The sequence below is a fragment of the Amycolatopsis thailandensis genome, from assembly GCF_002234405.1.
In the GTDB taxonomy this organism is placed as follows: Bacteria; Actinomycetota; Actinomycetes; order Mycobacteriales; family Pseudonocardiaceae; genus Amycolatopsis; species Amycolatopsis thailandensis.
The window spans coordinates 1-20,268 of the sequence record NZ_NMQT01000158.1 but is presented as its reverse complement, the minus strand read 5'-3'; the positions used below and the strand labels follow the sequence as shown (position 1 = coordinate 20,268).

Below are 20,268 nucleotides of genomic sequence, written 5' to 3'. Positions count from 1 at the left end.
TTGCGCTAGACGCAAGCAAGGAGGCCTTCATGTACCCACCACCGGCCTCCGCTGCCGTCCGACGGGGACCGAAGGGGTCTTTTCCCCCATCTCACGCGGCGAAGGACACTTCCCCACGTCACACGCGGCGAAAGCCCCCTCCCCCCAGTTGTCCACAACCCCGCCCACCTGTGGACAACCTCGCCGACCAGCACTTTTCCCCCTCCACCCCCGGTAGACTGGACCAGGGGCCGCCCCCGGGACGGGTGGGGGGCGCGCTCTGGAAGGGACCGAAAGAGCGGCAGTGCAGTGGAGGGTGTCGGGGAGGGCAGAGGTCCTTGTGGTATCGCTCCCTGCGGAACATTTTGGCGTGAGCGCGATAAGCTACGCGGGTGATCGAAGTCCGGCCCGGTGGTCGCCGTCGTATCGACCGCGTGCTCGGCCCTGGGTATCTCAGCGACCTCGGCGAGCTCACTCTTTCCGTGCTGCGCGAACGCCGTGACGAGGCCGCGCAGGAGGAGACAGACCTGTCGTATCTGCGGCGTCTGCTGCACGCGCGGATCGACATCGTGCGGGCCGAGCAGGAGCGCCGGAGTTCGGGCGGCGAGAGCAGTGTCGTCGAGCGGCTGGCCGCGATCCTGGCGGACAACGCGATCGGTCCGGCCACGGGTTCGGGCAGGCATCAGCGGCTGGAGCCGTCCCGCGCGGGCGAGCACCGGCGGTTCGCCGAAGCGCTCATCGGCGACACCGACCTTTCCGACGTCAGCACGCTCTCGGACGAGAAGCTGCTCAACGCCCTCGACAGGTACGCCGACGAGGAGGTCTCGGTCTCGTCGTACCGCCGCGAGGTGCAGAGCGTGATGGACACGATCAACGCCGAGATCGCGACCCGCTACCGCAAGGGCACGGCGTCCGTCGACGACCTGCTCGACACCGAACGCGGCGGGTCCGAGTGACGAATCCCGTCCTGGTCGAGGTCGTCCGATCCGGTTTCGTGGAGAGCACGCACCGCGGCGCGCTCGTGATCACCGCTCCCGACGGGTCGGTGCGCTTCTCCGTGGGCGACATCGAGCGCCCGGTCTACCCGCGCTCGTCCAACAAACCGCTCCAGGCCGTCGGGATGCTGCGCGCCGGCCTCACGATCGACGACGAGGATCTCGCGCTGGGCTGTGGGTCGCACAACGGCGAGCCCGGCCACGTCGAGGGTTCCCTGTCCATGCTTTCCCGCGCGGGCCTGACCGAGGAGGCGCTGGCCTGCCCGCCCGCCTTCCCGCTGCACGAGCCGAGCATGCTGGCCGTGGCCGCGGCGGGGAAACGCCGCGCCGCCATGAACTGCTCCGGCAAACACGCCGCGATGCTCACGACCTGCGCCCAGCTCGGCTGGCCCACCGAGGACTACGCGGCCGCGACCCACCCGCTGCAAAAGGTCATCCAGGCCACCATCGCCGACCTCACCAGCGAGACGATCGAGACGGTCGGCGTCGACGGCTGCGGCGCACCGCTGTTCGCGTTCTCCCTCACCGGCCTCGCCCGTTCCTTCGGCAGGCTGGTCACCGCGATGGGCGGGCCGGACCGCCGGGTCGCGGACGCCGTCCGCGCGCATCCGTGGCAGGTCGCGGGCACCGGCCGCGAGGACACCGTGCTGATGCGGAGCGTGGAAGGCCTGCTCTCGAAGGGCGGCGCCGAAGGAGTGCACGCGTTCGCCCTCCCGGACGGCACCGCGCTGGCTTTGAAGATCGACGACGGAGCCGCGCGGGCACGGATCCCGCTGCTGCTCGCGACCCTGCGTCACCTCGGCATCGACCCGGGCGCGGAGGCGAGCGGCCTCGCGCGCAACGCGGTGCTGGGCGGCGGCGAACCGGTCGGCGAGCTGAGGGTCACCGCGGGACTCTTCGGCTAGTTCGCGCGTTCCCGCGCGGCCAGGTCGCCCCAGAAGTCCCGCAGGTCGGCGAACAATTCCGCCAGCTCGTCGACGTTGCCGGTGCGGAGCGCGTCGAGGATGTCGTGCACCTCTTCGGCGGTCGTGTCGGCCTGCAGGATCGAGTCCGCGAAGAGCTGCACGAGACCGCCGTAGTCGAGCTCGACCGCGGAGCCGGGGTGGAAGCAGTCGAGCCAGCGTCGCGTTTCGAGCAGCACCCGGCCTGGTCCCGAATCACCGAAGGTCGCTTCGAGCAGGTCCCCGACCTCGCGGGCGCGATGCCGCGCGTCGGCGATGGAGACCCGCCACGACACCTCGCGCTCGGGGTCTTCGCGGCCCTTGCCCAGTTTGACCCGGCGCATCCCGGGATCGAACAGCACGAACCACGGAAGCGGGACGGTCCACGTCGTCGAGAGCGTGTGCGACGCCGAAGCGGACAGATCGTCGATGGCGGACTTCGCCCGCGAGCGGATCATGTCGAAGGAAGCGCCGCCCGCGTCGAGCACGGCGTTCTTCAGTGCCGGATGCGCGTCGCCGAGGAAGGTCACCAGCGCCGCGGCCGAGCGGGCGCGGATCTCCATCGGACAGATCAACGGCCCCGGGCCGGCGTCGCCGTGCTCACCCTCCGGCACGTCTTCGGGATCCAGGACGAGGACGTCGGTGACGAGGCTGGGCGCGGCCCGGCCGTCCGCCAGTTCGGCGGGCAACAGCCGCCCGACGTGCTGTGACTTGAGCCACAGTGCCTGCTCACGCTCGCCCGCGGCCGAACGATCGAGCCGGGCCGCTTCGACGGCCTCGAGCAGGCGTTCGTCCGGCGGGTCCCCCAGCGCGAGCAGGGGCTCATAGACGCGGAGATAAGCCGCGAACGGACGTGGCACACGAGCATCGTGGCACGCGGACCTGCGACGATCGCCACCGACCGGCCGGTAACCGGCGTTCGGTGAACACTGTCGCCACCGGCACACCGTGCCACGTCGCATCCAACCCCCCAGACACGGTACGGTGTCAGCAGGAAATAATTGTCGAGACGATGCGGGGCCGCCGATTCCCCCGGCCGCCCCGCCCCTGTGCGAGGGGGTCGAGCCATGGGGCGCGGCCGGGCTAAGGCCAAGCAGACGAAGGTGGCGCGCGAGCTCAAGTACAGCTCGCACGAAACCGACTTCGATGCTTTGCAGCGCGAGCTGTCCAGTAGTTCCTCTGATTACGGGCACGAGGACGACAAGCGGGACGACGACGACCCGTACGACGGGTACGACGAATACCGCCGCTGAGCAGGCGTGACACGCGAGGGTGGGACGGATTGAACTCCGTGCTCCACCCTCGCGTGTCGCGTGCTGCCCAAAATACGAGGAGGGTTCCGTGTCGGACGTAACGCGGGTAGGTGTCATCGGAGCCGGGCTCATGGGCTCGGGTATCGCCGAGGTGCACGCACGTGCCGGTCTGGACGTGATCATCACCGAGGTGAACCAGCCGGCGCTGGACTCCGGGCGAGCGCGGATCGAGAAGTCGCTGCAACGCGGCGTCAAGAACGGGAAGCTCTCGCAGGAAGACGCCGACGCGGCGCTCGGACGGCTCCGCTTCACCACCGAGATCGGCGAGTTCGCCGACCGCGACCTCGTCATCGAGGCCATCCTGGAACAGGAGCAGGCCAAGGTCGAGGTGTTCCGGTCGCTGGACAAGATCGTCGAGCGTGAGGACGCGGTGTTCGCGTCCAACACCTCGTCGATCCCGATCATGAAGCTCGGGATGGCGACCGACCGCCCGCAGCAGGTGGTCGGCATCCACTTCTTCAACCCGGTCCCCGTGCTGCCGCTCGTCGAGCTGGTTCCTTCGCTGCTGACCAGCGAAGACACCGCCCGCCGCGCGGAGGAGCACGCGACGACGGCGTTGAGCAAGACGGTGATCCGGTCGCAGGACCGCGCCGGTTTCATCGTGAACTCGCTGCTCGTGCCGTATCTGCTTTCGGCGATCCGGATGATCGAGTCGGGCTTCGCGTCGGCGGAGGACATCGACCGCGGCATGGAGCTGGGCACCGCGCACCCGATGGGCCCGCTGCGACTGTCGGACCTGATCGGCCTGGACACCATCAAGGCGATCGCGGACTCGATGTACGCCGAGTTCAAGGAGCCGCTGTACTCCTCGCCGCCGCTGCTGCTGCGCATGGTCGACGCCGGCCTGCTCGGCAAGAAGACCGGCCGCGGGTTCTACAGCTACACCTGACCCGACCTGAGCGCTGCGGCCGACCGGCACAGGCCGCAGCGCTCCAAGGCGTCGAGGACATCGGCGACGCTCGTCGGAGCGCGGCGCGAGGCCACGATCTGCCGCACCGCGTCCAGGACCACGCGTTCGCAGAGTTCGATCCGTTCAAGGACGAAGTCGTCGGCGCCCTGGGCTTCGATGTTCCATTGGCCGAGTATCCGCTCCGGGAAGTCCCGCAGGTTCTCGGTCACTATGACGCGTGCCCGCGCCTTGATGGCCGCGGCGAGCACGTGCCGGTCGTCCGGGTCGGGTAGATCGAGCGCTGTCACGAGTGGTTCGTAGCCCGTGACCAGGCAATCACGGACCGAGGCGTTCATCAGGTTCCGTGTCCTGTCGAGCTTGCGGGGGTCGAGGTCAGGCCGGTTCTCCTTGAGGTTCCGGAAGACCTCGTCGAGGATTTCGTCCGTCCACTTGGCCTGGACGAAGCCGCTCTGCGCGATCCGGATGAGGAGATCACGCAGAACATTGGGATACAGCACGTTGGCGTCGAAGAGGACCACGAAGGCCACTTGCTAGGTCAGCCCCATCTCCTGATTCAGGGCGGAAAGCTCGTCCGCGGCCTCGCGGCGCCGTTGGTCGTCTTCACGCAGGTAGTCGTGGAGGGAACTGGCCTTCACCCGCCGATGCTTGCCGACCGTGCGGTACTCGATCCGACCCGCTTCGAGCAGTCCGATGAGGAAGGGCCGGGACACGTTGAGCAGGTCAGCGGCCTGCTGTGTGGTCAACTCGGCGTGCGACGGGACGATGGACACGCTCTCGCCCGCCGCCACCAACGCCAGCACCCGCGCCATCAGATCGACGACTCCACGAGGAACGACCAGGGACTCTTCGTGCTCGTCGACGACCACGCGCACGGTGTCCCGCTCATGAGGTTTGGCCAGATAGGCCTTGACATGCGGAAGCGCTTCGAGCGCCACGTCGATGTCGTGACGTCCCGGGACGATCTGGTCAATGGTCAGCGCAGTCATCACTGCTCCCGTGTTCAGCGTGGTCCCAGAATCGGCTCTCACCGAATTATTCGCAACAAACGCAATAAACGCAACTCGATGGTGCGTTCAGCTTGCGGAGCGGCACACCTAGACTTGGGCCCGTGGGACAGGGACAGCTGCGCGTGGGTCTGGTCGGGGCGGGTCCGTGGGCGAAGACGGTGCACGCACCGGGCCTCGCCGATCACCCCGGAACCACGTTGAGCACGGTCTGGACCAGGCGCCCCGAAGCCGCGAAAGAGCTGGCCGACGCGCACGGCGCCCAGGCCGTCGACAGCTTCGAGGAACTGCTCGGCCAGGTGGACGCGGTCGCGTTCGCCGTGCCGCCCGCCGTTCAGGCGGAGCTGGCGGTCAAGGCGGCCGAAGCGGGCAAGCATCTCATCCTGGAGAAGCCGATCGCCGCGGATCTCGACGGCGCGCGGCGGCTCGCGAACGCGGTCGACGCCGCGGGGGTGGCCGCGCTCGTGGTCCTGACCTTGCGTTTTTCGCCGATGACCCGCGAGTGGCTCGACGGCATCAAGGCGACGGGCGGCTGGCGCGGCGGCGGGGCGCGCTGGCTTTCAGGTGCGCTGCTCGGCGGCCAGTACCAGTCTTCGGCGTGGCGGCACGACTCCGGCGCGCTCGCCGACATCGGCCCGCACGCCTTCGATCTGCTGGACGCGGCGCTCGGCGAGATCACCGAGGTGCTCGCCGCCGATCGCACCGATGACGATCTGTGGCAGTTCCTGTTCGCCCACGCGGGTGGCGCGACCAGTACGGCGACCCTGTCGCTGCGGCTGCCGATCCAGCCGACGGTCGTCGAAGTGGTCGTGTACGGCGAGCACGGCTATCGCACTCTGGGGCGGAAACCGGGGTCGGCCGGAGAGTCGTACACCGCGCTCCTGGACGATTTCGCCGCGATGGCGGCGAGCGGGACGACGTCCCACCCGTGTGACGTGCGCCGGGGGCTGCACCTCCAGAAGCTCCTCGAACGCGCGCGCGAGCTCGCCGGACACGGCAAGTAGTACACAGGTCACCCACAAGGCTTTTCCTTGTGCGATAACGCCTTCTTCCGGTTACTTCACGGCCATCCACAGGTTTGTCCACAGGTTCCTTTGTGGACGGTCACAAGCATGGGAAGCCCTTTTCCGCTACCGGAGAAGATCACCTCTTAGTGCGGTCGCTCCGCCATGCCGAGTCGATCTTGTGATGCGAAGGTGATCTTGGGCGCTCCGGAAAGGAAGGCCATGGGTGAGCTGCTCCGCGCTTTCGGCGCGATGATCCCGTTGGCGATCACCGCGTTCCCATACGCACTGCTCGGGTGGCCGCTGCTCGCGGCGCACCGGCGCCGAAGACAAGCCGACCGCTTCACCGCGTCGGCGACGGCCGCCGTGGACATGACGCTCGCGTTGACCTGCTTCCTGGTGTTGTGCCTGGTCACGATGCCGGTGACCGGCGCACAGGGCAGCAGGCTGAACCTCGAACCCGGCACCGACCTGCGTCTCGCGCTGACCGACGGCGCCAATCTCTGGCAAGCGCTGGGCAACTTCCTCATGTTGAGCCCGCTCGGCGCCTTGCTTCCGTTGCGGTCCCGCCGTCTGCGGTCACTGAGCCGGATCGCGCTCGGCGCACTGGCCGTCTCCGTGCTGGTGGAAAGTACGCAATATCTGATCCAAGCCGGCCGGGTGACCTCCGCCGACGACATCCTGCTGAACACACTGGGCGCGATCGCGGGCGCCGTACTGAGCAAACGGCTCTGGCACCGCCTGGACGTCCGGCCGCCGGTGAAGATCCCGGCGCAGGTCCGGCGGGTGTGCGACGCTCCCGTCCGGATGCGGGTCCCGAGGTCGGTGTGGGACGAGCGGTATTCGAGCATCGCGCATCCGCAGCGGCGGTAAATCGCTTGACCGTCGTGCGAGGGTAGGCGCGAAAGCCCTTCCTGACAGAGAAGAGGGATGCCTCATGCCTGACGCCTTCAGCGGCGTCGGCACGAGCTAGCCGGCGCCTACGCCAGCCCCATCACGCACGCGGGTCTTCCCGTGCGTCTCTTTCTCTTGCCTGAAAGGCTTTCCACCAGTGCGTTCAGAGACCATTCGTGCTCTCCAGTCCTACATCCGCACCACCGCGGCGAAGTTCCGCGAAACCGAGCGGATCGGGCCGTTCCTGGCCACGTACTACCTCGAGGCCACCAGCCCGTTCCTCAACTACGCGATCCCCGACGACGGCGCCGTCCCCACTCACGACGACGTCGCCGAGCTCACCGAGGCGTTCCGCGAGCGCGGGCTCATGCCGCGTCTGGAGTTCCTGACCGAAGCCGTGCCGGCGGCCGAAGCCGTGCTCGTCGAATGCGGGTACACGCTGGAGCGGCGGGTCCCGTTGATGATCTGCACGCCGGAGCAGGTCGTCGAGCAGCCGGGACCGGCCGGGATCAGCCTGATCACCCCGAAAACCGCCGACGAGCTCCGGAAGATGATCCGGGCGCAGAACCTGGCGTTCGGGGAGACCGACCCCGATCAGCACCTCGACCCGTCGCCGGATCAGCTGAGCGGCGAGACCATGTCGGTGATGGCCGTCGACGAAAACGGCGACGTCGTCGGCGGCGGGGTCGCGACCGCGATCCTCGACGGCGCGACCGAGGTCGCGGGCATCGGGGTGATCGAGGAGTACCGGAGCCGCGGGATCGCCGCGGCGATGACGGAGTACTTGACGCGGGAAGCGCACGCCCGCGGCGGCCGGTCGGTGTTCTTGACGCCGGGCGCCGGGCAGGCGGAACGCGTCTACGGCCGGGTCGGTTTCGAGACCGCGGCCGAATGCGTGCACCTGTCAGTCGTGCGCACTGCCGACGTCGATCGCGGGTTCGCCACTGGCGACTCAGTCGTCTGAGTAGCCGCCGCGGCGTGACTTCTTGACGTCGCCGCGGCGCTTCTTCGAGGCCAGGCGGCGTTCCTTCGAACCTCGTGAAGGTTTGGTGGGACGCCGCTTGGCGGCAGGCGGCGCCGACGCGTCCAGCAGCAACATCACCAGCCGCGCTCGTGCGGCTTCCCGGTTCATCAGCTGTGACCGGTGCTCGGAAGCGGCGATCGTGACGATGCCGTCGACCAGCCGCGACGAAAGCCGGTCCAGCATCCGGGCCCGGAGATGTTCCGGGACGGAGGCCGAACCGGCCACGTCGAAGGAGAGTTCGACCCGCGAGTCCGTGGTGTTCACGCCCTGCCCACCCGGACCCGACGACCGGGAGAACCGTTCGCTCAAGTCGGCACCCGGGATCACGAACCGGGTGCCGATCACCACGTCATCAGCCACGGAACCAGTGTGACACCCGGGCCCAAACCGTTAATTCAGAAGCGGGGGTGGTCGCCGGAGAGCACGGCGCGCGGGCCGTCCGGGTCCTCCGCGGGCTGCACGTCGCCGAGGATCCACGCCGGCACGTGCCGGGCGGTCAGCACCGCGAGCGCGCGGTCGACGTCGTCGGGGCCGACGATCGCGACCATGCCGACGCCCATGTTGAACGTCTTCTCCAGTTCGGCGCGTTCGACCTTGCCGCGGTGGCCGACCAGCGCGAACACCGGCGCCGGGGTCCAGGTGCCGCGTTCGAGCCGGGCGACCAGGCCGCGCGGCATGACGCGGGCGAGGTTCTGCTCCAGCCCGCCGCCGGTGACGTGCGCGAACGTGCGGACGTCGGCCTCGGCCACCAGCGCGAGGCAGTCCTTCGCGTAGATCCTGGTCGGCTCCAGCATCTCCTCGCCCAGCGAGCGGCCGAACTCCTCGACGTGCCCGTCGAGCGGCATCCGCGCGATGTCCAGCAGTACGTGCCGGGCGAGCGAGTAGCCGTTGGAGTGCAGACCGGAGGAACCGAGCGCGAGGACGACGTCGCCGGGGCGGACCCGCTCCGGGCCGAGCACCTTCGACGCCTCGACGACGCCGATGCCGGTGCCCGAGAGGTCGTAGTCGTGCTCGCCCATCAGACCGGGGTGCTCCGCGGTCTCGCCGCCGAGCAACGCGCAACCCGCCTGGACACAGCCTTCGGCGATGCCGCCGACCAGCGCCGCGATCTTCTCCGGCACGACCTTGCCGACGGCGATGTAGTCCTGCATGAACAGCGGCTCGGCACCGGTGACGACCAGGTCGTCGACGACCATCGCGACCAGGTCGATGCCGACGGTGTCGTGCTTGTCGAGCGCCTGCGCGACGGCGATCTTGGTACCGACCCCGTCCGTCGACGAGGCCAGCACCGGCTCTTTCCACCTGTCCAGCTTCAGGGAGAACAGCCCGGCGAAACCGCCGACCCCACCCATCACCTCGGGCCTCGTGGCCCTCTCGGCGTGTGGTTTGAGCAGCTCGACGGCTTTGTCACCGGCGTCGATGCTGACGCCGGCGGCGGCGTACGTGGCGCTCGTGGACTCGCTCACGAAAGCGGACTCCAACTCTGGAAGAAGAGGCTAGGGACGCCGGATGGCGTCTTCAGCACCGTACCCGGCAGGGCTGACGGGCTTCGCCGCGCCATTGACCGAGTCCAGGCTTTCCAGCAGGTGCTTCCCGATCATCGCGTCCTCGGGGAGCGCGATCGGGTACTCGCCGGAGAAGCACGCGGTGCACAACCGCGACTTCGGCTGCTCCGAAGCCGCGACCAGCCCGTCCAGTGAGACGTAGCCCAAAGTGTCCGCGCCGATGGAGCGGCGGATGCCGTCGAGGTCGACGCCGTTGGCCACCAGTTCGGCGCGGGAGGCGAAGTCGATCCCGTAGAAACACGGCCAGCGGACGGGCGGCGAGGCGATCCGGACGTGCACCTCCAGCGCGCCCGCCTCCCGCAGCATGCGGACCAGCGCGCGCTGGGTGTTGCCACGGACGATGGAGTCGTCGACCACGACGAGCCGTTTGCCGCGGATGACGTCGCGCAGCGGGTTCAGCTTCAGCCGGATGCCCAGCTGGCGGATGGTCTGCGACGGCTGGATGAAGGTGCGGCCGACGTAGGCGTTCTTCACCAGGCCGGTGCCGTAGGGGATGCCGGAGCCCTGCGCGTAACCGATGGCGGCCGGGGTGCCGGATTCGGGCACCGGCATGACCAGGTCGGCATCGGCCGGATGCTCGGCGGCGAGTTTGCGGCCGATCTCGACGCGGGTGGCGTGCACGCTGCGGCCGGCGATCGAGGTGTCGGGGCGCGCGAGGTAGACGTACTCGAAGACACAGCCCTTGGGTTCGGGGTTCGCGAACCGCGAGGAGCGCAGGCCCTCGGCGTCGATCGCGATGAGCTCACCGGGCTCGACCTCGCGGACGAACGACGCGCCGCAGATGTCCAGCGCGGCCGTCTCGCTCGCGACCACCCAGCCGCGTTCGAGCCTGCCGAGCACCAGCGGGTGCACTCCGTGCGGGTCGCGCGCGGCGTACAAGGTGGACTCGTCGGCGAAGACCAGGCAGAACGCGCCCTTGAGGGTGGGCAGCAGTTCCAGCGCGGCGGCCTCGATGCCCTTGTCGGCGGCGTTGGCCGCGAGCAGCCCGCACACCAGGTCGGAGTCGCTGGAGGAACCTGTCAGTCCCGCGTGCGGCTTGAGGCCGGCTTCGACCGTGCGATCGCGCAGCTCGGCGGTGTTGACGAGGTTCCCGTTGTGCGCGAAGGACAGCCCGCTGCCGGTGGCGGTGGTGCGGAAGATCGGCTGCGCGTTCTCCCAGATGGTCGCGCCGGTGGTCGAATAGCGGCAGTGCCCGACGGCGATATGTCCTTGCAGCGACTGCAGGACCTGCTCGTCGAACACCTGGCTGACCAGGCCGAGATCCTTGAAGACGACGATCTGCGAACCGTCGGAGACCGAGATGCCGGCCGCTTCCTGGCCACGGTGCTGAAGGGCGTAGAGCCCGTAGTAGGTCAGCTTCGCGACCTCTTCTCCGGGCGCCCAGACACCGAAGACACCGCATTCCTCGCGGGGTTCCGGATCGGGCTGGTCGGTCACGGGCTGTCCGGCGAGGGACGGGTCGGAAACCACCGAGGTGCTCCCAGGGAGAAAGAGGGCAGGCCGCCACCAGTGTAAACGGTGAGCCGGAGATCAACGCGCCGCGCGACGTGGCACTGGACACGCTTCAAGCAGGGGTGTCTTAGTGACCGTGAGTGACGGGCAGGTGTCAAGGCCCGGCACTCACGACCCCCGACCAGCCGACCGCTCCCCCTCGACAGAGGCGGTCGACTGTGCTTAGGAGGTGACTAGCTGGCGGCGAGCCACTTGGACGTGCCGCCGCGGCCGGGGACCCAGCAGCCCTTGGCCGCGGTCTCCGGGAGGTGAAGCGAGCCGGGGATCCGCTCGTCCGGGAGCGCGAGCAGTTCCGTCAGCACCGTCACGGCGTCACCGGTGAACCGCCACAGCCAGACATCGGGTTCGAGGATGTCTTCCTCGGTACCCGGCAGGCGGGTCGCGACGACGTCGTCCTCGGCGTTGAGCCGGACCACGTCGACCACGTTGTCGTGGACCCGCACGCCGACCACGGCCAGGACCTCGCCGTTCGCGTCGCACGGGTGCACGAACTGGTATCCGCGGTGGATCAGTTCCTGCAGGCCGCTTTCGATATCGGTGATTTCCGCGGTGATGGTGTCACCCGAGAACGTCATCGAATTCGCCGTCCTTGGCACCAGCGAGGAACGCCGCCATCTCGGCCTGCGTGTAGATCAGGGCCGGCCCGGTCGGGAAGCGCGAGTTGCGCATCGCGATCTCGCCGGAAGCGAGCGGTGCGACCTCGACGCAGTTGCCGATCGCGTTGCTGTAGCTAGCTTTGCGCCATTGCGCACCGGTAAGACGATCGGCCGGGATGCCGTTGTCGAACTGTTCAGCCATGGTCCCCACCTTCCCCGACGAGTACTTCGGGCGATGCATCTGCATGTGCATTTGCCTGTGATCCCAAAGTTAGCACGTGTGACTGCAACGGTAAATGCACGTGCAGAAGTTTCTGCAGAATTCGCGTGCAGTGATGACTTTGGTCCTCTTTCGTACCACCAAAGCGTGATCGCCACAGCCACCATCGAGTGACCAACTACTGTTCGTGGTCGTATTTTCGGGCGCACACAAGAAAACCCCGGCCGTCACCAGGACGGCGGGTAACCCCACAACGGTGAGTGACTCAGATTTCCGCGCGGCGCTTCATCAGCATCTGGCGGCTGCGGTCCGGCGTCTCCGCGTCGACCGCGAGCATGTCCAGCGCCCGGCTGTACCGCTCGATCTCGTCGCGCTTGTCGATGTAGTGCGCGCCGGTCAGGTACTCGGTGTAGGCGATGTTCGGCAATTCCTCTTCCGCGAACCTGAGCAGCGAGAACGCGCTGTCTGCGGAGTATCCGCTCCGGTCGAACGGGAGGATCTGCACCGAGATGTTCGGCTGCTGGATCATGTCCAGCAGGTAGTCGATCTGGCCCTTGAGGATCTCGCGGTCGCCGATCGGCCGGTGGAGCACCGACTCGTCGAGCACCAGCCACAACCGCGGCGCGTCCGGCCTCGACAGCATCTTCTGCCGCCGCATCCGCAGCGCGACCCGGCGGTCGATCTGCTCGTTGACCATGTCCTTGCGGCCGTGGCTCATGATCGCCCGCGCGTAGTCCTCGGTCTGCAGCAGGCCCGTGACGTACAGCGGCTCCCAGACCTGGATCCGGGCCGCGGCCTCTTCGAGCCCGACGAGGTCGTTGAACCAGCTCGGCATCAGGTCGCCGTAGCGGCGCCACCAACCCGGCTCGTTCGATTCCTTGACCATGTCGAGGAACTGTTGCCGCTCACCGGGATCGGTCATCCCGTACATGGTCAGCAGATCGGCGACGTCGCGTTCCTTGAACCCCACGCGGCCGAGTTCGAGACGGCTGATCTTCGACTCGGAGCCGCGGATGCTGTAGCCGGCCTCCTGGCGCGTGATGCCCGCGTCCTCGCGCATCCGCCGGAGCTGCGAACCCAGGATCATCCGCCGCGCGGTGGGACCCAGGGACTGCTCACCGCCGGACGGGGTGACCGCGTTCATCGACCGGGGACCTTTCCTACGACAACACTCACCAGGGGAACTAGCCGATTACTGAAAGTACACGTTTGGGCCTCGACACGACAGGCATGGCTCGGTTTACCGGTCGCGTACGTGGTTCTACTCTACGTAGAGCCCGAGACTTCCGACACAGTTTTGTGAGGTTCAAGATGCCCGACGCCCCGACGCGGACGGAACGAGTGCCAGTGGGTGTCGACCCGACCCGGGCCAGCATCGCCCGGGTGTACGACGCCTTCCTGCTCGGCAAGGACAACTACGAGATCGACCGGGAGGTGCTGCGCAAGGTCCAGCAGGCCGCCCCGGAGGCGCAGGACCTGGCCACCGAGAACCGCGGTTTCCTGATCCGCGCGTGCCGGTTCCTCGCCAGCCAGACGGGCATCACGCAGTTCCTCGACCTGGGATCCGGCCTGCCGACGGCCGAGAACACGCACCAGGTCGTGCAGCGGATCAACCCGGAGATCAAGGTCGTCTACGTCGACAACGACCCGGTCGTCCTCGCCCACGGGCGCGCGCTGCTCGAGGAGAACGAGAACACCCACTTCGTCTCGGACGACATCTTCGAGCCGGAGCGGATCCTGGAGAACCCGGACATCGTCCGGCACCTCGACTTCACGCAGCCGATCGCGTTGCTGCAGCTCGGGACGCTGCACCACTACAACGGGCCGCACGAAGAGCCCGCCAAGATCATGAAGAAGTACATCGACGCGTTGCCCTCGGGTTCGTACGTGGCGATCTCGCACTTCTCCGACCCGCAGGACGAACTGTCCGAGGTCGCCCGCAAGATGGAGGACTTCTTCATCCACAGCCCGATGGGCTCGGGCACCTTCCGCACCAAGGCCGAGATCGAGGAGCTGTTCCACGACCTCGAGATGGTCGAACCCGGCGTCCAGCTGTGCGCCGACTGGTGGCCGGACGGCCCGCGGATCAAGGAGCTGAACACCGCTCAGCGGACCATCTCCGGCGGGATCGGCCGCAAGGCTTAAGCCCCTCGCCTGTGTCATGAAGGGTCCCCATGGGACGAATTGCGTCCCATGGGGACCCTTCATGACATCCGGAAGCGAGGTCAGAGGCGGACCAGGGGCAGCCAGCGGGCCAGGTCGGCCCTGCTCCCCGAGGCGGCGACCCGCCCCGACTCGACGGCGTCGGCCCAGCCGAGCAGCCCGGTCGCCAGTTCCAGCCACGTGCGCGGATCCGTTTCGACGACGTTCGGCGGCGTCCCGCGCGTATGGCTCAATCCTTCGACACACTGCACAGCCGCGAACGGCGGCACCCGCACTTCGACACTCTTCCCCGGCGCGTCCGAGGCCAGCGTCCGCAGGCTCAGCCGCACCGCCGCGGCCAGCTCGGGCCGGGCCGGATCCGGACCGGATCCGCTCAACCAGGGGAAAATCGCCGTGATCGCGGCACGTAACTCAGCGGGGTCGACCGAACGCGAAGAGGCCATGGGAGAACAGTAGAGTGAGCTCGAACAAACCTTCAGGCACCCGGAACGTGGGGATGGCGATGGCGCAGCGGGACGAGGCGGATCGGTTGGCGTCGAGCCCGGCGGGCAAGCGGAAACCGGGCAAGCCGAAGATCACCGAAGAGATGCGCGCCAACGCCAAGGCCAACCCCAACAGCTGGCTTTATGTCATCGACGAGGCCTTCGACCCCGACGGCCCGGTGCCGTCCTGGGCGGTCGTCGGCGCGTATCCGGTGAACGGCGGCGGCGAGATCGTCGAGGACTTCCACCCCAACGACCGCTACCGGCCCTCGCCCAAGGCGCTCGGCTTCCCGGAGCCGCGCAACGAACTCGAGCAGCTGCTCCAGCTGGTGCGCACGAACCACCGCCCGGCCGCCGACCTGCCGCGGGTCTTCCTCGACTCGACGCTGTTCGTCTACGCCCTTTCCCCGGTCCAGCGCACGGTGATCGGCTTCCACAACGTCGACGGCCAGGTGCTGGTGCCGGCGTACACGGCCAAGACGCTGGTCCCGCGCGAATGGCCGCACGCCCGCGCGGTGCTGGGCCGGGACATGGTCCCGCTGCTCGCCGGGCACCCCGTGACGCTCAATCCCCACGATCGGCTCACCGCGATCATCCCCTCGGAGCACCTCGACAAAGCCCTTTCGGACGAGCGCCGTTAGGGCTCGATTAACCCACTCGGCGCAATTTATTCGCCCGAAAAGCAACACTTTCGGGTGATGTTCGAGTCGCTGATTCCCTTTTTCCGAGGGATCGTGGCGACGTGATGAGTCGCAGAGTGTGTTCAAAAGGCTGGGGGGCCGTCCTCGCGGCGGGGGTTCTGCTGCTCGCGCAGACCCCCGCCGTCGCACGCGAAGGCGGGCCCAGATACGACGGGGCCGAGGAGCATTACGCCGGTTCGCAGATCGCGCTGAACGAAGGCGTCGGTGTGTCGGTGGGGCCGTTGTACGGCGGCGAAGCGCAGACACTCGGCCACGACGTCAGCGGTCACCAAGGCGACGTCGACTGGCCCGCCGCGTCCAGGACGGGCGCGAAGTTCGTCTACGTGAAGGCGACCGAGGGCACCGGCTTCGTCAATCCCCGGTTCGCTCAGCAGTACAACGGTTCCTACGGCGTCGGCATGATCCGCGGCGCGTACCACTTCGCGCGCCCCGACGTCTCGGACGGCGCCGCGCAGGCGAACTACTTCGTCGACCACGGCGGCGGCTGGTCCAAGGACGGCAAGACGCTGCCGGGCGCGCTCGACGCCGAGTACAACCCTTACGGCGAAACCTGTTACGGCAAGAATCCCGCGCAGATGGTGGCGTGGATGGCGTCGTTCGCCGGGACCTATCTGCGGCGGACCGGACGGCATCCGGCGATCTACACGTCGACGAGCTGGTGGAAGCGCTGCACCGGCAACAGCGACGCGTTCTGGCAGAACCCGCTGTGGATCGCGCGCTACAACACGGAGATCGGGGAGCTTCCCGCGAGCTGGAAGACCCACACCATCTGGCAGTTCTCGAACAAGGGCAGTCTGCCCGGCGATCAGAACTGGTTCAACGGCACGCAGGATCGCGTGCACGCGTTGTCGATCGGCTGACCCCTCGCCCGAGTGGGGTTACAAGATCACAGAACACCGTCAACATGGAAATGAAAATCACCCACGTGTAGTACCAATTTCACGGAAGTTAGTGACAAACCCGGCACCCGTCGTCAACAATCGTGCCCGGACGGCTACCACCTGCAAGTTAGCCGTCCTCAGCGAGGGTTATCCGTGAAGGGATTGTCGTATGCGCACTTCCCGAAGAATCGCCATCGCCGTCGGCTCCGCGCTGCTCCTGCTCAGCAGCACGGTCCAGGCGTCGGCCGCCCCGTCCCCCGAGGTCATGTCGATCGAACAGGACCTTCAGCAGAACGACCACACGATCGGATCGCAGATCCGGCGCGTGGAAGGCGACACCTCCACCCCCGAGTCCAAGGAGAAGGCGGCCCGGCCGCAGCCTGAGGCCGGGGTGCTCGCGACGGTCGCGGGCATGGACGTCGCCAGCTACCAGGGCAATGTCGACTGGGCCAGCTGGTGGGGCCAGGGCAAGCGCTTCGTGTGGACGAAGGCGACCGAAGGCACGAGCTACAAGAACCCGTACTTCGCGCAGCAGTACAACGGTTCGTACAACCAGGGCTTCATCCGCGGCGCCTACCACTTCGCCCTGCCCAACGTCTCGAGCGGCGCGGCGCAGGCGGACTTCTTCGTCAACAACGGCGGCGGCTGGTCCAAGGACGGCAAGACCCTGCCGGGCGCGCTGGACATGGAGTACAACCCGTACGGCGCCACCTGCTACGGCCTGAGCCAGTCGGCGATGGGGGCCTGGATCCGGGCGTTCCACGACCGCTACCAGCAGCGCACCGGCCGCTGGCCCGTCATCTACACCTCGACGAACTGGTGGAGCACCTGCGTCGGCTCGTCGCAGAACTTCGGTGGAACGGTCCCGCTGTGGATCGCGCGGTACGCGTCGTCCGTGGGCGCGCTGCCCTACGGCTGGGGCTTCTACACCGTGTGGCAGTACACCTCCAGCCCGCTCGACCAGAACACCTTCAACGGCGCTTACGACCGCTTGCAGGCACTGGCCAACGGCTGAGCTGCGCATTTCGTGAAGAAGCGGCTCCCGGCCTCGGCCGGGAGCCGCTTTCGCGTGCTGCTTTCAACGCGGGGTACCTTCCGGAGCAGAATGCCACTGAAACCCCTGGCACGGGCGGATCCGGAACCAGCGCTGACCGCCGGTCGTCTGATCTGAAGCCTCAGGCCCCAGTACGGAAGGCGAGACCGATGACCTACCCACCCCAGCCAGGCCAGCCCTACGGCCAGGACCCCCAGGGACAGCAGCCCGGTGGCTGGGACCAGACCCAGCAATACGGTCAGCCTCAGCAGTACGGACAGCAGCCCCAGCAGGGCTGGGACCAGACTCAGCAGTATCAGCAGCAGCCGCAACAGCAGGGTTGGGACCAGACCCAGCAATACCCGCAGCAGCCGCAGCAAGGCTGGGACCCCAACGCGCAGCAGCAGGGCTGGGACCCGAACAACCCGAGCTACCCGCAGGGTTTCGGCGGCCCGCCCGCGCCGCCGAAGAAGAGCAAGACCGGCCTGATCATCGGGATCGTGATCGGTCTCGTGGTGCTGATCGCCTTCGGTGTCACCGGTTTCGTCGCGCCGGGCTTCCTGCTCGGCAAGGACGAGGGCAACAACACGGCCGCGCCGCCGCCCTCGTCGTCGCCCGAGCAGGCGCCGACCTCCGCGCCGAAGAGCAGCCCGAAGTCGAGCGCGCCCAAGAGCAGCCCGAGGAGCACCGAAAGCGGTGGCAGCACGGGCTCCGAAGGCAACCCGCAGGGTGTCCAGAACCTCAAGGACTTCATGGCGAAGGTGAGCGCGGGCGACAAGGCCGGCGCGCTGTCGCTGGTCTGCGCGGACATGAAGGCGACCATGGGCGACTCGATCGACATCATGGCCCCGGCGCCGTCGCAGCTGGAGATCACCTCGACCGCCGGCATCGGCGACGGGTTCGTCACCGGCGACATCGAGGGCACGGTCAAGGGCAAGAAGGTCAGCGGGTCGGGGATCTCCAAGGACGACAACCCGGACAAGTCCTTCTGCGTCCGCAACTTCTTCGTATTCTGAGCGAATGAAGCGGTTGCTCCGGTCCCCGACGCTCCGCTCCCCGTTGCTCTGGACGTTCTTCGTCTCACTCCTGCTGTTGCTGGCCGTCGGCGGCTGGTTGCTGACCGATCCGGCGACCAGCCGCAGCGAGGCGTTGAAGACCGGCGGCATCGCCGGGGGTGCCATCGTCGCGCTGTACGCGTTGTGGCTCAACGACAGGCGCCGCCGGGTCGAGGAGCGGCGACAGGAGGTCGAGCGGCAGCGGCAGGAACTCGAGCTGCGGCGGGCCGACCAGGACCGGGACCGGATCTCGGACGAACGGTTCGCGAAGGCCGTCGAACTGCTCGGGCACGACGCCGACCAGGTGCGGGTGGGGGCCCTGCACGCGCTGGCGGGGCTGGCCAGGGGGCGGGCGGTCTACCGGCAGACCGTGCTGGACATCCTGTGTTCGTACCTGCGGCGGCCGTTCGAGCATCCGCGGTACGACGAAACCGCGAAACCGCCCAGGGACGACTCGTCGGACAAGGCGACCGCGGAGCAGGACCAAGAACTCCAGGTGCGGCAGACCGCGCAGCGGCTCATCGGGGAACTGCTCCCGGCCGCGGATTCCGAGGGAACCCCCGCGTACGACCTCGATCTGACCGGGGCGGTGCTGGAGTATTTCGACCTTTCGGAGCGGAAGGTCGGCAAACTGCTGCTCCGGTACGCCGGTCTGTACAGCAGCACCAACCTGTCCGGCTGCGTGTTCCGCGGCCCGGTGTACCTGACCGGCGCGGGAGCGGGCAAGAAGAAACGGATCGGCTTCTTCCGGTGCGAGGACGCGAAGTTCGAGCAGCGCGCGTGGTTCAGCGGGGTGCGGTTCTCCGAAGACGCCGAGTTCCGCGGCACGACGTTCGCGGGCGAGACCTCCTTCAAGGACAGCGTCTTCGCGAAGAACGCCGTGTTCGCCGGCGCGAAATTCGGGAAGACGCTGGATCTGCATCGCGCGCGGTTCGAGAGCTTCGCGGATCTGGGTTTCGGTGAACCGCCCGGCACGGTGTCGCTGTACAACACGGTGGTCGAGCCGTCGAGGGATCACGAGCTCCCGGCGGGCTGGTCCGTCGAAACCCTGCCCGACGGCCGGGCCCGGCTCGTGATGAAGGACTGATGAGACGACTGCTCAGGTCACCGCTGTTGTGGACGTTGCTGTCCTCGGTCGCGGTGCTCGTCGGGGTCACCGCCTGGCTGCTCACGGATCGCGCGACGAGCCGCGGTGACGCGCTCAAGACCGGCGCTCTGGCGGGCGGCGCGATCGCCGCGCTCTACGGGCTCTGGCTCAACGACCGGCGGCGGCGCACCGAGGAGGACCGGCACGAGATCGAACGCAGCCGGATCTCCGACGAGCGCTTCGCGAAATCGATCGAACTGCTGGGCAACGATGCCGACCAGGTCCGGGTCGGGGCGATGCATTCGCTCGCCGGGCTGGCCAGGACGCGTCCGGAGTACCGGCAGACGGTGCTCGACGTGTTGTGCGCTTACCTGCGGCGGCCGTTCGAGCATCCGAAGTTCGACCCGGACGCGGATTGGGGCGACAGCGAACGCAAGGCCGCCGCGGAACGCGAACGGCTTGTCCGGCGTGCGGCCGAACGGCTGATCCGCGACATCCTGCCGCACAGCGGGACCACCGGGCCGACGTTCTCGCTCAACCTCAGTGACGCCCGGCTCGACAAGCTGGGGCTGCTCGGCAGGCGGGTCGGGTGGTTCGGCGCCGATCGCTGTGAGGTGCTGACGTATCTCGACCTCACCGACACCCAGCTGTCCGGGAAGTTCCTGCTGGAGAACGTGACGATCCACGGCGAGTTCGTGCTCACGAGGGCGAGCTTCGAACGGAAGGTGTCGCTGGACAACACGGTCGTCGAGACCGCTGTCGACTTCAGTGAGGCCACCTTCGCGGAGCCGCCGTCGCTTGAGGGCGCGAAGTTCGCGGCGGGTTCGACGTTGCCGGTCGCGAGTGGCGAGGACGGTTATTGAGGATTCGGCAAAGATGTCTTGCTGGATGTGATGTCCGTGAAGGCCT

Annotated in this window: 24 protein-coding genes; 14 read left to right on the top strand and 10 right to left on the bottom strand. The window is 67.9% G+C overall.

Going from position 1 to position 20,268, the window contains the following annotated elements; genetic code table 11:
• The first annotated feature begins 371 nt into the window (after positions 1–371).
• Both CFP71_RS37355 and CFP71_RS37350 read left to right on the top strand, forming a co-directional pair.
• Positions 372–935, top strand: coding sequence for an RsiG family protein (locus CFP71_RS37355; RefSeq protein WP_093938621.1), 564 nt, complete (start codon positions 372–374; stop codon positions 933–935).
• Positions 932–1,879 (top strand): asparaginase, encoded by a 948-nt coding sequence (locus CFP71_RS37350; protein WP_093938620.1) that lies wholly within the window; start codon positions 932–934, stop codon positions 1,877–1,879. The genes CFP71_RS37355 and CFP71_RS37350 overlap by 4 nt, the downstream gene beginning before the upstream one ends.
• On the opposite strand, the gene CFP71_RS37345 is transcribed toward CFP71_RS37350, so the two are convergent.
• Positions 1,876–2,775, bottom strand: a complete 900-nt coding sequence (locus tag CFP71_RS37345) for a DUF8083 family protein (protein WP_093938619.1) — start codon at positions 2,773–2,775, stop codon at positions 1,876–1,878. The genes CFP71_RS37350 and CFP71_RS37345 overlap by 4 nt on opposite strands.
• Positions 2,776–2,982: 207 nt before the next feature.
• Between CFP71_RS37345 and CFP71_RS37340 the strand changes: the two genes are divergently transcribed.
• Positions 2,983–3,168 (top strand): DUF3073 domain-containing protein, encoded by a 186-nt coding sequence (locus CFP71_RS37340; RefSeq protein ID WP_020632289.1) that lies wholly within the window; start codon positions 2,983–2,985, stop codon positions 3,166–3,168.
• 88 nt (positions 3,169–3,256) lie between these two features.
• Complete coding sequence (locus CFP71_RS37335; protein WP_093938618.1) at positions 3,257–4,117, top strand: 3-hydroxybutyryl-CoA dehydrogenase; 861 nt, start codon at positions 3,257–3,259, stop codon at positions 4,115–4,117.
• On the opposite strand, the gene CFP71_RS37330 is transcribed toward CFP71_RS37335, so the two are convergent.
• Positions 4,108–4,656, bottom strand: coding sequence for a PIN domain-containing protein (locus tag CFP71_RS37330; protein ID WP_244199979.1), 549 nt, complete (start codon positions 4,654–4,656; stop codon positions 4,108–4,110). The two genes, CFP71_RS37335 and CFP71_RS37330, sit on opposite strands and share 10 nt — an antisense overlap.
• A 12-nt stretch (positions 4,657–4,668) precedes the next feature.
• On the bottom strand, positions 4,669–5,124 hold the full coding sequence (locus tag CFP71_RS37325) for a helix-turn-helix domain-containing protein (protein WP_093938616.1): 456 nt from the start codon (positions 5,122–5,124) through the stop codon (positions 4,669–4,671).
• A gap of 122 nt (positions 5,125–5,246) precedes the next feature.
• Between CFP71_RS37325 and CFP71_RS37320 the strand changes: the two genes are divergently transcribed.
• From CFP71_RS37320 to CFP71_RS37310, 3 genes are all read left to right on the top strand, one after another.
• Positions 5,247–6,146, top strand: a complete 900-nt coding sequence (locus CFP71_RS37320; protein ID WP_093938615.1) for a Gfo/Idh/MocA family protein — start codon at positions 5,247–5,249, stop codon at positions 6,144–6,146.
• A gap of 222 nt (positions 6,147–6,368) precedes the next feature.
• Positions 6,369–7,019, top strand: coding sequence for a VanZ family protein (locus CFP71_RS37315; RefSeq protein WP_093938614.1), 651 nt, complete (start codon positions 6,369–6,371; stop codon positions 7,017–7,019).
• 178 nt (positions 7,020–7,197) lie between these two features.
• Positions 7,198–8,004: a GNAT family N-acetyltransferase gene (locus CFP71_RS37310; RefSeq protein ID WP_093938613.1), complete on the top strand. Its 807-nt coding sequence runs from the start codon at positions 7,198–7,200 to the stop codon at positions 8,002–8,004.
• Here CFP71_RS37310 and arfB read toward each other — a convergent pair.
• The 6 genes from arfB to CFP71_RS37280 form a co-directional block, all read right to left on the bottom strand.
• Positions 7,993–8,424 carry an alternative ribosome rescue aminoacyl-tRNA hydrolase ArfB gene (gene arfB / locus CFP71_RS37305; RefSeq protein ID WP_244199978.1) on the bottom strand — a complete coding sequence of 144 codons (432 nt, stop codon included), beginning with the start codon at positions 8,422–8,424 and terminating at the stop codon, positions 7,993–7,995. The two genes, CFP71_RS37310 and arfB, sit on opposite strands and share 12 nt — an antisense overlap.
• 35 nt (positions 8,425–8,459) lie before the next feature.
• Positions 8,460–9,530, bottom strand: a complete 1,071-nt coding sequence (gene purM, locus CFP71_RS37300) for a phosphoribosylformylglycinamidine cyclo-ligase (RefSeq protein WP_093938624.1) — start codon at positions 9,528–9,530, stop codon at positions 8,460–8,462.
• A 30-nt stretch (positions 9,531–9,560) separates the two neighbouring features.
• Positions 9,561–11,099 (bottom strand): amidophosphoribosyltransferase, encoded by a 1,539-nt coding sequence (gene purF, locus CFP71_RS37295; protein ID WP_020632297.1) that lies wholly within the window; start codon positions 11,097–11,099, stop codon positions 9,561–9,563.
• A gap of 215 nt (positions 11,100–11,314) precedes the next feature.
• On the bottom strand, positions 11,315–11,716 hold the full coding sequence (locus tag CFP71_RS37290) for a hypothetical protein (RefSeq protein ID WP_093938611.1): 402 nt from the start codon (positions 11,714–11,716) through the stop codon (positions 11,315–11,317).
• The gene (locus tag CFP71_RS37285; protein WP_005152616.1) at positions 11,700–11,939 is read right to left on the bottom strand and encodes a DUF397 domain-containing protein; all 240 of its coding nucleotides are present in this window, start codon (positions 11,937–11,939) and stop codon (positions 11,700–11,702) included. Before CFP71_RS37285 ends, CFP71_RS37290 begins: the two co-directional genes overlap by 17 nt.
• A gap of 283 nt (positions 11,940–12,222) precedes the next feature.
• Positions 12,223–13,101, bottom strand: a complete 879-nt coding sequence (locus CFP71_RS37280) for a helix-turn-helix domain-containing protein (protein ID WP_093938610.1) — start codon at positions 13,099–13,101, stop codon at positions 12,223–12,225.
• Between the two features lie 203 nt (positions 13,102–13,304).
• On the opposite strand from CFP71_RS37280, the gene CFP71_RS37275 reads away from it, so the two are divergent.
• Positions 13,305–14,102, top strand: a complete 798-nt coding sequence (locus tag CFP71_RS37275) for an SAM-dependent methyltransferase (protein ID WP_167406406.1) — start codon at positions 13,305–13,307, stop codon at positions 14,100–14,102.
• 80 nt (positions 14,103–14,182) lie between these two features.
• Here the strand turns inward: CFP71_RS37275 and CFP71_RS37270 are convergent, their stop codons facing one another.
• Complete coding sequence (locus CFP71_RS37270; protein ID WP_093938609.1) at positions 14,183–14,563, bottom strand: sterol carrier family protein; 381 nt, start codon at positions 14,561–14,563, stop codon at positions 14,183–14,185.
• Between the two features lie 53 nt (positions 14,564–14,616).
• On the opposite strand from CFP71_RS37270, the gene CFP71_RS37265 reads away from it, so the two are divergent.
• The 6 genes from CFP71_RS37265 to CFP71_RS37240 all read left to right on the top strand — a co-directional run bounded on the left by CFP71_RS37265 (position 14,617) and on the right by CFP71_RS37240 (position 20,222).
• Positions 14,617–15,243, top strand: a complete 627-nt coding sequence (locus CFP71_RS37265) for a type VII secretion system-associated protein (protein WP_093938622.1) — start codon at positions 14,617–14,619, stop codon at positions 15,241–15,243.
• A 104-nt stretch (positions 15,244–15,347) separates the two neighbouring features.
• A complete protein-coding gene (locus CFP71_RS37260; protein ID WP_208636129.1) occupies positions 15,348–16,163 on the top strand; it encodes a lysozyme in 816 nt (271 codons plus the stop codon).
• Between the two features lie 190 nt (positions 16,164–16,353).
• Positions 16,354–17,199, top strand: coding sequence for a lysozyme (locus CFP71_RS37255; RefSeq protein ID WP_093938607.1), 846 nt, complete (start codon positions 16,354–16,356; stop codon positions 17,197–17,199).
• A gap of 188 nt (positions 17,200–17,387) precedes the next feature.
• Positions 17,388–18,233: a flagellar basal body-associated FliL family protein gene (locus CFP71_RS37250; RefSeq protein WP_093938606.1), complete on the top strand. Its 846-nt coding sequence runs from the start codon at positions 17,388–17,390 to the stop codon at positions 18,231–18,233.
• 4 nt (positions 18,234–18,237) lie between these two features.
• A complete protein-coding gene (locus CFP71_RS37245; RefSeq protein ID WP_093938605.1) occupies positions 18,238–19,359 on the top strand; it encodes a pentapeptide repeat-containing protein in 1,122 nt (373 codons plus the stop codon).
• Positions 19,359–20,222 (top strand): pentapeptide repeat-containing protein, encoded by an 864-nt coding sequence (locus CFP71_RS37240; protein ID WP_093938604.1) that lies wholly within the window; start codon positions 19,359–19,361, stop codon positions 20,220–20,222. Before CFP71_RS37245 ends, CFP71_RS37240 begins: the two co-directional genes overlap by 1 nt.
• Positions 20,223–20,268: the final 46 nt, after the last annotated feature.